Annotated in this window: 6 protein-coding genes; 1 reads left to right on the top strand and 5 read right to left on the bottom strand. The window is 52.9% G+C overall.

What is annotated here, in order from left to right; translation table 11 throughout:
• Positions 1-20 precede the first annotated feature (20 nt).
• Complete coding sequence (locus AC070A_RS33480; RefSeq protein ID WP_494773636.1) at positions 21-578, bottom strand: helix-turn-helix domain-containing protein; 558 nt, start codon at positions 576-578, stop codon at positions 21-23.
• 146 nt (positions 579-724) lie between these two features.
• On the opposite strand from AC070A_RS33480, the gene AC070A_RS33475 reads away from it, so the two are divergent.
• Positions 725-1914, top strand: a protein-coding gene (locus AC070A_RS33475; RefSeq protein ID WP_492384147.1) for an IS3 family transposase whose coding sequence is annotated in 2 segments (ribosomal slippage) — positions 725-977 and positions 977-1914 — 1191 coding nt in all. Because the reading frame shifts where the segments join, the coding sequence is not laid out codon by codon here.
• A gap of 373 nt (positions 1915-2287) precedes the next feature.
• Here the strand turns inward: AC070A_RS33475 and AC070A_RS33470 are convergent.
• The 4 genes from AC070A_RS33470 to AC070A_RS33455 form a co-directional block, all read right to left on the bottom strand.
• Positions 2288-3712 carry a phosphomannomutase gene (locus AC070A_RS33470; protein ID WP_492384146.1) on the bottom strand — a complete coding sequence of 475 codons (1425 nt, stop codon included), beginning with the start codon at positions 3710-3712 and terminating at the stop codon, positions 2288-2290.
• 221 nt (positions 3713-3933) lie between these two features.
• Positions 3934-9177, bottom strand: coding sequence for a glycosyltransferase (locus AC070A_RS33465; RefSeq protein WP_494773635.1), 5244 nt, complete (start codon positions 9175-9177; stop codon positions 3934-3936).
• Positions 9178-9181: 4 nt separating this feature from the next.
• Positions 9182-10057, bottom strand: coding sequence for a tetratricopeptide repeat protein (locus tag AC070A_RS33460; RefSeq protein ID WP_494773637.1), 876 nt, complete (start codon positions 10055-10057; stop codon positions 9182-9184).
• A gap of 286 nt (positions 10058-10343) precedes the next feature.
• Positions 10344-12341: a methyltransferase domain-containing protein gene (locus AC070A_RS33455; RefSeq protein ID WP_494773634.1), complete on the bottom strand. Its 1998-nt coding sequence runs from the start codon at positions 12339-12341 to the stop codon at positions 10344-10346.
• Between the last annotated feature and the right edge of the window lie 29 nt (positions 12342-12370).

Here is a 12370-nt window from a genome sequence, read left to right as displayed (position 1 = left end):
CCGGAAGACCGGCGGCGTCGCTAAACTGGGGAAAATTCAAACGGCACTTCTGAGGAGTATTCATCCGGTATCGACACGATCGGCACCCTCTTGCCGGAATAGTCGACGAAGACCTTGTCGCCGGCCGCATGCTCCTGGCGCATCGTCGGCGAAAGGCGCTGCTCGAAGCCGCGGAACAGCTCGCAGAAACGGCTATAGCCATAACCATCGAGATGGACGCTGCGATATTCCTCCCACAGGATCAGCAGTGTTACGCCGGGCTTCTTCAATTCAACAGAGAGCTGCGCCCAGTTCGGCTCGTGACGTCGCCGTTGGCCCTGCTTGACGCCGGCGTGGGTGAAGAGCCGATGCTCCAACGCATCGTCTGTCAGTTCTCCTGGCAATGGCCAGCTCAACCCGGAGGCCTTGGCCCGATCCAGATTGTCTTGCACCGTACTGCGGGCGATCCCGAGGAACACGGCAATCTCGCGTACGCTTGTCCCGCCGGCAGAGAGCCGCAGCATTTGTCGTATGTGTCGCATGGTCAGCCTTCTCTTTGACGGCATGAAATCCCCCTCGTGGATACAGAGGAGCTTCATGCCAAGGTTGCTGACCCAAAGGCATCGTCAGGACGGAAAAACCGTCCGGTAATTGATCGGAATGCTGTCCGGCTTCAGATCGGAACGCCGTCCGGATTTTGATTGGAATCCCGTCCGGTTAATTCCTGGAATCCGCAGACGGACGAATGAAGAAGCAGAGATTTACTGAAGAGCAGATTATTGCGGTGCTGAAGGAGCAGGAGGCTGGTGCGAAGGTGGCCGACCTCTGCCGCAAGCACGGAATTTCAGAAGCAACGTTTTATAATTGGAAAGCCAAATACGGCGGCATGGAAGTCTCCGAGGCGAAGCGGCTGAAGGCGCTTGAAGACGAGAACGCGAGACTGAAGAAGCTGCTGGCCGAACAGATGCTGGATGCAGCCGCACTTCGCGAGCTTCTTGCAAAAAAATGGTAGGGCCTGCCGCCAAACGCGACGCCGTCGCGCATCTGAAGACCGTCATGGGTCTTTCGGAACGGCGGGCCTGCCAGATTATATCTGCGGATCGGAGGATGGTGCGATATCGGTCCTGCCGACCGCCGGAGGTAGAATTGCGGGCGAAGCTGCGCGACCTCGCCAATGAGCGACGGCGTTTCGGCTATCGGCGACTGTTCGTCCTGCTTCGGCGGGACGGAGAACCGTCCGGGGTCAATCGCATCTACCGGCTCTATCGCGAGGAAGGACTTTCCGTTCGCAAGCGGAAAGCCCGGCGACGTGCCGTCGGCACGCGTGCACCGATCCTGGTCGAGGCGAAGGCCAATGCCCGCTGGTCGCTGGATTTCGTGCATGACCAGTTCGTCTGCGGCAGGCGCTTCCGCGTTCTCAACATTGTCGATGATGTGACGCGCGAGTGCCTGGCCGCCATCCCCGACACCTCCATCTCTGGGCGTCGCGTGGCGCGGGAACTGACGACCCTCATCGAGAGGCGTGGCAAACCCGGTATGATCGTCTCTGACCACGGCACGGAGTTCACCTCGAACGCCATTCTTGCCTGGTCGAAGGATCATAAGGTCCAGTGGCATTACATCGCGCCAGGAAAGCCCATGCAGAACGGCTATGTAGAGAGTTTCAACGGCCGGATGCGGGACGAACTGCTGAACGAGAGCCTGTTCTTCGGCCTCGATCATGCCCGCAGTGCCATCGCCGAGTGGGCGGATGACTATAACCATTTCCGGCCGCACTCATCGCTCGGATACCAGACCCCGGCAGACTATGCCGGGTCCATCGCCGCAACCGGCTCCAACGCTGCGCAAGATGAAAGCTTCGCGTTTCCGCCGGTTGCTCCCACCGCGCCACTTGGCGTATTCAGAACCGCCGAGGCTCTAGTCGCAGCTGGATGAAACTTCAGTGGCAGGTCAATCGATCTCCATGCACCGACGTTACCACGCGCGGCGCCCAAAATCCCGCGGCCTTGCTCGGATGGATACGATCAACCTCAGATCGCTGCAATTGAAAAATCAATGGGGCGTGAACGCCGTAAGCATCCGGCCAAGGCCGCAGTCTGAAGTAAGCATCCGGCGAAGACCGGTAAGCGGTGCATTGACCCCGTCTGGCGATAGCGGTGGATCGGGCTTATGATAAGGGCTATCGCGGTCATGATTACACCGTTCCAACACAACCATTCTGGCACGAAGATGCCGTTGAGTGGGAGCGTCCACCCCATCGCTCACGGAATACTCGAGGAGCTGTGGTCTTGATATCAAAATTATGAAATCATGTTGGATTGCGCCAAGACATAATGCGGTTTAGCCCCGCCTGTAGCAGTTCTTCGGCTTCTCGTCGATTGCCGGCTTCCACATAGCAACGCATTTCTGGTGCGTTTCCTGACGGGCGGAGGTGCACAACACGTCTGTTGTCGAGTTCGACGCGGAGGCCATCGACGTCACTACACGAAATCACCTGACCGATAGGGCTCAAAAATTGCGAAAGATTGCCCGCCGACGCGCGAAGAAAGCTCATCAACTGATTACTCTGTGTTACGGGAAAGTTCTCCAAGCGATCCGCGGCCGCGAACGGAAGTTCGACGCGGCTGGCAACAACCGATAACGGCTCTCGCATGCGAGCCACGAGTACGAGTGCAATAAGGATCGGAAGAAAAGAGTCCCGTGTTGGCAACGCTTCAATCAATTTGTTGTCTGATACGAAGTCGGTTGCCAACAGAAGGCCGCCATTTGCTTCAAAACCCATCACTCGGTCGTTGTCAGACGCGACTGCCGCTAGCATACCAGCGATAACAAACGGGGAGCCAACCTTGGTTCGGACGACATCAAACGATCCAGTTCCTTCTATGCCCGAGTTGGAAGTGACTGGGGTAACCACTACGTTCGCGTCGAGGAATTTTGCGGCGAGCAGGCCGAGTAGGTCACCCCGAAGTGGAATTCCATTCTCATCTGCGACGAGCGGACGGTCGCCATCTCCGTCAGCCGAGACAATGGCGTGAAGTTGATGTTCTAAAGCCCACCTCTTTAGATGCGCAATCGTCTCGTTTGAGACCGCTTCCGTATCCACCGGGATAAAGACGCTCGAACGACCGAGTTCTACTACTTCCGCCCCATGACCCCTCAATACATCGACGAGCAAGTCGCGGGCCACTGTGCTGTGCTGGTAAATGCCTATTTTTAATCCTGACAACGCAACGTTAGAAACGAAACCAAAATTGCGCGCGCGAAACATCGCTTTGCATTTTTCTTCGTGATCGTCCGATTCTACATCCGAAGCCTCAAAGGAATAATCGGACTCAATAAGTTGGTTCGCTATACGAGTAATGTGAGTTTCGTCGGTCTTGTCAATTTCACCATCAGTTCGGTAGAACTTAATCCCGTTGCGATCTCCCGGTATGTGCGATCCCGTGATCATCAAAGACGCACATCCCCTCTTTTGCCCGTATAGAGCCAACGCAGGCGTCGGTACATTGCCGCAATCAAGCACGCGAAAGCCGATGGTAGACAAAGCTGAGGCGCAATTCAGAGCGATTTCCTGACTAGACGAACGAAAATCGCGTCCAATCAATATCTCATCGCCTGGCTTGGAATACCCTGCCTCCAAAATGTACTGGCCAAATGCAGTGCTGTACAAGCCGGCAGTCTTACCAACTAGGTCTGTAGCAAGACCCCGCAAACCGCTTGTTCCGAATTTCATATCACCAACCCTAGTTCATCGGCGCCTCGTATCTGGTGCGGACAACCGTGTAAAAAGAAAACAAAAATGCTTCTCGCGAGAGATCGCTTCAGGCCGACCTCCTACGGGGGGTACGAGCGTATATTCAAGCCGAGGCCCTGCCACGTTTGATGCCACTAAATCAATCAGCCTCTCCTTGAGATATGCTTGAATTTGATGGTGGTTTGAAGCGTACTCTCAAATCAGTGCGCGGTACCGCCATTGACTTTTTTCTTAAGCAGTTGCGCATAGATTATGTCCTCCAACCGTTCGGCCGTAGGTTGCCACTCATGGCTGGACAGCCACTCATCAATCTGTGTTTGAATCCGTAACCGCTCGTTGGGAAGTCTCAAGAGCTCATCGATGCGACTTGCCAGTACATCAGGGTCGTTATTTGGCACCATATCTACTACATCTTTGAATTCGGCAAAGATGTTTACATTTGTCGCTAAAACAGGGCTGTAGCTAGATAGCGCGATACGAGCCGCACCGCTCGCAGAATCTTGGCTTTGATCATAAGGCAGCACAATCAAATCACAGTCCGCTAGCTTGGCTTGAATCTCAGTTACGGGGAGAAAGTCGAGATACCACTCTATTGAGCTATCTAACCCAAGTTTAGCAACTAAATCCCTGCACGACTGAATTGCGGCATCTGATACTGGATCGGGAAAACGGGCATTCAACAATCGAAGTTTTATGCCTGGCCACTGCTGCCTCAGTTGTGCAAGAGCTGCGACCAGTTTTTCAATCCCTTTGTGATAGAGGAAGAAGCCATGGCAGCCGATAATCGGTGATCCGTCGGTGATTTCTCTGACCGGGCGGGGCCGGATGGTTCCTTTGCTCGCGCCGTGAGGAAAAAGAGTGACGTTGTCGACGAGGCCGAATTGCTTCAACAAGTTGACATCTGCAACACTATGAACCAGCAGCCTGTCCACACTCCTTAGGGCGTTAACGACGTAGTCGCGTTCCTCAGATGAAGGAACGAGGAGCCCGCGCGGGTTGTGTAAAACGAAAATGCTAGTCCTCGACCGGACCCGTTGATCATTGGCGAAGCTTGCAAGCTCTCTCCAGCTAATGAGACCGTCTTGATGCTGTACCACTATGACCTGCGCGTCAGCGGAAACGACTTGTGTTAACACAGTTTCTTTTAGACCGGTCTGCTGGACGGACCAGCATGGCACCACGCTGGCGTCGGATTTCCGCCGTGTGCGGGAGTCACAAAGCACTAACGTTTCCTCCCGCGTCTCCCGTGACATGGCTTCAATCAAGAAGGACGAGTACTGCGCTATTCCGCATTGGACGTCCCAAGTGCTCAACCACGCAATTCGGGGTCGCTCCGGCGGCTGTTGCACGGTCTCCAGCCATTCATCCAGTCGATCCGTCCACGCGGACCAATCGGCGATCTGGAGTGCCGTCTCCCTAGCGCGTACTACTCGCTCTTGTATGAGTTGGTAGCATGCTTCATCGACCCGTTCCCTGAGCGCGTGAACGAGGTCGTCTTCGTTTGGGTTCACCCATAAGGAATGCCGATCTGCAACGTGGCTCTCTGCACGTGCAAAGTCAAAGTCGAGGAGTCTCGAGTTTTGATCTGAACAAAAGTCGATGTGCCCGCCATAACCAGTCACAATGAGCGGCACGCCAGCTAACATCGCTTCAAGGGCTGGCAAATTGAAACCTTCCCCGCGAGTGGGAAGGACCATTGCGTCGGCTTGCTTGAACAGATCAATCATCTCCGACTCGTTGAGGTCCTGGTTTATAATCTCGATGATAGCGCTTCCTTCGTCGGACGTGCGGAGCGCCGACACATCACTTTCGATTGTGTTATGCGGGTTGGGAAATGTCTTGATTATCAAACGAACGGGGTCGTGCATTCTAAATGCACGCTGCCATGCACGCAGCAGGACATCCACTCCCTTGCGTGGGAAGCATGACGAAACGTGAAGGAAAGTCATTGTACCTTGGCCGGCCCGCCGCGGAACAAGAGGCTCGTCGCTGTAGTAAGTCAATGACTGCGTGGGCTGACCTATCGTACCAATTGGTATGCGTACTCCCGAATCGGCCAAGGCCTTTTCAACCGAGCGCGCCGGTGCGATTACACCCTGATAGTTGGCATTCAGAGTGTCGACGATATGTTTTGGTAGGCGCGTTTCCTCCCAGGCTAACAAGGACAGACTGAGTTCCGCCTCAGGTGGTTCGATAATGGGATAGTGCTGGCAAATCGCGACTTCCTTACGGCCAATCGGCCTTGTTCGTTTTGCGAGTTTTTCGAGTAATTCACGATCAGGTCGGAGCAAAGAACTGAAGTCGTTCACGGGAACGGTTTCTACCGCCTGAATGCGCACATTTCCAGGATAGGTTTGCTCAAGCGCCCCGGCAACAGAGCGATTGATAATTGCAAGACTGTAAGTCCCGAGCATATGACCAAATACAACAAATCGATTGTATGCCTCTTGTTTCCCCAAGTCCGATTGGTCACCCAATCGCCAAAAGTTACCTAGCGCGACCGAAAACTCTCGATACAAATCGTCAGCCCCACCTTCGCTGACGGAATTCAAGTCAATACCTACGAACGGAACAGTACTGGCGACTACCTGCTCAGTTACTCTGGAGAAGCGGCTGCGTGACTGTGCGTTCGCGGTGTTGCCCGACAAAGAGAAATCGGACTTCGCAGAGTTTGTTATAGAAGAACGAGACTGTAGTAAGAATTCTGCAACTAAGTGGCCAAGTTGGAACGAGTTGCCTGCGCACTTGCGCAAGGCCTCCTCGACCGCAAGAACGAGGATGGTTGCGTTTCGGTCTGTCACCGCTTTATACCAAGAATGCTGATCGGTGTTTATCTCTGCTACTGCATCGAGCAACACAACCAAATCGCCAGCCCTAATCGTTGTTATATTATCCATGCCCCAGTCGCCAGGAAGTGCGAACAAATGACTGGAGAATTTCTCTCCGGAGAAAATCGCATCCTCCTTTTGGTAGCAAAAACGTATGCGTTGCTCTCCAATATCTAACGATGCTAACCCGCGCAGAAAATTTGCAATTCTCGGCCCCGGTTTTCTTATCACTCCGCTCGAGAAGGGCGAGATATCGACATATATGCGAGGGGCGCGACGAAGAGAGTCGTTGGTCGCGATTGCGTTCGCCGCGGCGGCCACATCGTCAGCGCTAGGCAAAACGCCCCGTACAGGCTCCATAAAACCTGGTAGCCAATCCGCGCGGGAGGGGGTAGGGCATCCGAGAATTGAATTTGAGAGCGCGCGGGGTTCCCAAGGCTCACCGCCAGTCTGGGTCGTGTGTTGAGCGTTCGAAAGACACGTAAGCGGAATTCCGACGCCGTTGCAGTCGCAATGCAGCAACGACTGCAAGCCTTCTTGTAGTTCCTCTTTTATGATAACTTCATCTGCCGCGTTCAGCAGTTCGTCATAGTTTAACTCCGGAGGGTATCTTTGCCAGACGTCTGCGATCAATTGAGAAATTTTCATTCCCGGTGACGAGAGCACATGCTGTACAACCAGTTTAGCCTTTTCGCCTCGACCACGCACGTAGTTTACAATATCACCCGCGCTTTTTTCATTTTCAACAAATGCAACAACTAGTTTCTCGCCGCTGACATTTAATGATCTCCGGAATGTCTCTCGGATGCTAACCGATTTTGCGATCGGTAGCGGAGGTGCACGGAAGACGTTGTGATTTTGTTCACCTAGGTCAGAGTTCCTAGAGTGGTGATCGGATAGAATAACGCGCTCGGAAACTTCTCGGAGAAGTTCTCCGGACATTAGACCGACTCCACCCTCTTTAGATTGCAAGCCTTCGGCGAGTTTTGCTGCCCCCTGTCCAAACAAGGCATCCATGGCCCATAGTGGCGGCCGGATCTCTGCCTCACGAATTTGAATGTCATCGATCACGATAGTTGTGCCGTGCCTATCGACCATCCGCTCAAGTGCTTGTTGGTCAGAGTCACTGGGAACCAAGTGAACGAAACGATAGCTTTCGGCTTCACCGCACTCCAGCCACGAACTTGGGCGAAACTCTACGTTGGCGGCCATCCAATCGTCTTTGTCAATTGTCGAGTCATGCACGACAACAAATGCGGTCGTCTCTGAGAAGACCTGCAACAATCTTCTCGCGACGCCTTCTACTCGGCTATTCTTGCGTGGCTCGGGCCAAAAAAACGCGACCTTGCGAAGGGTAGAACTACATGAATTGGCGTAAACCTCACCCGTATGTATTTTCTTGGCATATGAAGCCTCCATCGCTCGCAATGCCTTGTCGGCGGTAGCCTCCCATGTGAACGTCGCTGCTCGCCGCTGGCCATATGCGCGAACGTTGCTTCTGAACACGTCATCCGTCAGCACTTGCTGCAACCGGAGACGAAGGTCCATGGGATCGCGGGGATCAAATAAAAGATCATCCCGTCCAATTACTTCAGGTATACTGGTCAGATTGGAGCCAATGACGGGAGCGCCGCAGGCCATGGCTTCTAGTGCAGGAAGCCCGAAACCCTCTGCTAGAGAGGGAAAAACAAACGCTTCGCAACGCGAATATAGTAGCGCTAGTTCACTGTCTGAAACGTATCCGGGCAAAATAACTTGCTCTAACGGAACGCCTTCGGCTGCCGCTAATCCTGATATATAGTTCCGTGCGTAGTCATCGAACCGACCGATAATTACAAGTTCATATTGATCGCGAAGTTCAATGGGCAGTTGCCCATATCCAGCTATTAGCCCTTCTACATTTTTTCTCTGCTCAAGTGGGCTTGTATTTAAGATGAACTTTCTAGAAATTCCGAGGCGTGATAATAAGGCAGCGCTAGCAGAATCGGTTGGGCGGCTCGGTCGGAAGATACTTTCGTCGCTGCCAAGTTCGGCGACAAATATCTTTGTTGCATCAATATTGAGGAGGCGAACCGCCTCGCTTTTTGTATAGGAAGAGACCGCCAGAATAGCGTCCGCCCGCCTCACCTCTTCGAGGAGTCGTAGGTATGCATGAAAATCATTGTCGGCGGGTAACAGTTGCTCTCGGTTGGAGAGCGGTATCAAGTCGTGCAACGTTGCCACGTTTATGTGCCGACCCTGTGAGGCGGAAGTTCTAGTATCGTCCCACAAGCCTTCGAGCGGGCTTGGGTCGAATACAACATCAGGGTCAAGCTGGCGGATAGCCAGCTGCCGGAGGCGCTGAGCAGCTTCGTTGCGCCATGCATTCGAAACGTCTGCGGCGCTTGTTCTCGATAGCTGATTGAGAACATGAATGTTCTCAACAGGAAGGATATCCGCGAGTCTTTTTCGGATGTCCGACACGGTTTCGCTGAAACGGTCGGAAAGCAAAACACTGAAAGAATGTTGATGCCGACCGCGTGCAATTATCGCTCGCGTTATTGAGAGCGCATAGCGACCGATGCCTCGATTCCTACTTCCATTTTGGCAGGACTGCAAATCGATTAAAATATGCACTAGTCTAGACCCGTTTATTAGAGATTCTTGCCATCGAGAACCAAAGTGAGTGGCCGGAAAGCGACATGCCTTGAGGGGCACGTTCTAAGCGTCCGATAGCTCTTCCGTCCTGCCTCCTTTGCATTGACAGTGGAGGGTACCTTTGCTGGCCGGCACCTTCGTTTGATAGCCATGATTGGCGAAATACTTCGAGATTTCGCGGGATATCAAATGCGCTGAGCTCTTGTTGCAAGCCTGGAGTATTTGGGGCTAACCGCCAGGCATGAATATACCAACCTCTTGCCGCTTCCGTCTCGCCGGATAGCTTCGCGACGTGACCGAGATGTAAATAGGCGTCGGCATGCCAGGGGTTCCACGCTACTGCTTCGCGATACGCAAAGCGTGCCTGCTCGAGTTCGCCGAGCTCCTTGTGTGAATGGCCGAGTTGGATCGCGAGATTCGGGTTCGCTGGATCGATTCTCTGCAGCTGTCGGTATCCTTCTCTCGCAACGCCCCAACGGTGCCGCTTAGCAGCCGCGCGTACAAAGGGCAACGCAATGTTCACCAACAGGAATCTAAGTGCTGGCGCGATTAGTAGGCGACGCTCTACCTTGGTCAATGTGCCAAGCTCCAGCGCTGACAACGCTGACATTGTGGCTATTTCCTCAGTTGAAAACCCATTTCGTCTGAGTTCTGAAGCAAGGTCGTTCGACCGTGGATCGGCCGCAGCACCTCGGAGAAACGCATCCAAACTTTCTCCTGGACGGTTGAGCGTTCTCAACAGGAGGCCTAGATGCCAATGCGGTTCTGCAGCGCGGGGGACCAATGATGCCGCACTCCGGTAGGCATGTTCGGCTTCCGAATAGTCTCTGGCTTCCTTGCACGCATGGCCATATTGCATCCAAATTGCTGGACTATTTGCCATCTTTGCCAGGAGCTCGTGGTAGCATTGTTTGGCTTGCTCCCAGTCTTGTCGCCTTGCATACTCTCTGGCTCGTTGACGGAGTCGATAGCTAGCGGGACGCAGGAACAACTCATGGCGAACCAAGCGCATTTATACATCCTCTGTGCTGCCTCTCGCCACCTGTCGAGGGGCGATTGAATATGCAACTATAAGTTTCGTTCCGTGAGCGCAAGCTACGTAACCCTCTTAGTGCGCGGATACTGGGCAACCTGATGCCCTCGCTCTAGGCAACTTTTTCTAGCGACACACGCTGAAACTTTAATTGCGTTGATTCTTCGACCATAACTCTGAATTCCACGTCGCTGTAGTCACGCTCGGTGGCCACTTGGAATGTCCACTCCATTTCGTCTCTATCTCTGATTAATCTCGATGCGGAAACAATAGTTTCACGCCCAAACGATGCGACAACATCAACGACGCAGCCTTCTATGTGTACGATGTGGCTAAATAGAAATGTAATTTTGTATACACCTCGATCCATTGCGGTGTAGGGACCGAATGCCAACGTACCTGCGATCCCAGATGTAGCAATTGAATGAGTGTCTGCTGTCCCAACGACTGTCCTAAGCTGGCTTCCGTAAAACGAAACTCCCCCAGGTTGTTGAGCCAAAGAGGTGATTTGGGTTAAGTAGCGGTCGCGCTGCTGCCTTATTAAAGACAATTCTTCACGAATTGCCCCAATCTCTTGGATTAACTCGCCCAATTGAAGATCTTCCTTGGTCGGGAGTTTGACCGGATGGTTAGCGCCCGCGATAGCGTTAATATTTTGCCTAAGTTGGTCAAGTTCCCAGTCGATGCTGAGCATTTTTCGCCGAGATTCGTTTATGGCAGCCTCGGTCGCGAGACACCATAGATCGGATGAGCCTATATCTGTTGTTGCCGTTTCGCCCCTCTTTTCAAAGCTCGCCAGCAATCTTGCAAACGACCATTCAGCGGGCGGGGAATGCCAGAATTTCACGGCCCAGTTTCTGTAGGGCTCAGGCAGAGAAAACGGGTTGATGCTGTGCTGGCGTTGGTGAGCTGCTCCTCCGCCGTCAAAATTCTCATCCCGATTGATGATTTCATGCAGGAAGATGAAGAATGACAGGAAGAGATCGTCTGGTGAACTGCAATCTCTTTTTTCTTCGGTCAAGGAAGCAAGGTCAATGAGGGATGCTCTTCCCTGTTGGTCGACGATTACGTTCCAAGTTCTTACGTCGTTGTGATACAAACCTTGGGCTTCATAAAAGGCTAGCTGGCGAAGAACATCCTCGAGAATTGTATCCTGGTCGAAAGAGATGCGACTGCCAATGATGTCGGAAAGCATCATACCGGCAGATCGTTTAATCACCGTCCAGCTCTCAGTAGTAGTGTCAATGGACGTAATCAGTGACGTCTTAGTTGCCGATTCTGGCAAAGAACTCAGATTTTTTCTTTCGCGCTCCATATCGCGCCTATTGATTTGATCCCACGCATTTCCGAACCGATACACTTTGGCAATCGCGTGATCGTTCGAAAAATAGCTTCTGGACCCACCAAATGCGTCGACAGCAAGTTGATTTGACCTGTTGGACCACCGCGTGAAAGTCTGGACATAGTCTTGGAGTACGCAGTATCGGCCGCTTGCTACGAATATTGGTCGTTGAATACTTGATAGATGCGTCTTGTGTCGGGTCAACTCCATCACGAATGGGAATGGCTTGAGGAGTTCGCGCTCATCAGATGGCAGGTGTTTGGCCCAATATAGCGGCTCACTATTGAGCGCCAGCTCGGCGATTAGAACTCCAGTTTTCTGAGCGATCTGGCTCATGAGGTCGATCGCATAGTATAAACCGTTTTCGTATATTATGTGGTGAAAGACTGAGAAACCGAGGATTATGTCGTACTGTCCGTCCTTCAGATCCATAACGACGCGTTCTGCGCGCTGAGTTCTGAAGCTAACGTGTAGTTGAGGATAGAGAGACTTTAAACATTCGCAAACATCGACGTTCCGTTGGTCCATGTCGATGCCTGTTACCACCGCGCCACGCTCTGCCAACGTAAAACTGAAGAATCCTTGTGCGCAGCCGATATCTAAGACGCGCAACGGTCTTTTGAGAAAGGCGGAGAGGGAATCGTAAACGCGAACTATCTGCTCTAAACGATCCTCGGAGCCGCGTGACGCATCGTTTGAGAGCTCTTCGTGCCGGTAGATCGGTTGATACTTTTCTGGCAATGCCGCCACTGCTACTTCTAAGGCCATCTCTATCCTCTGCAGTACTCAGACTACGC

The organism is Ensifer sp. GW101-20A05 (assembly GCF_059424735.1).
This window is presented reverse-complemented; position numbering and strand designations above follow the sequence as displayed.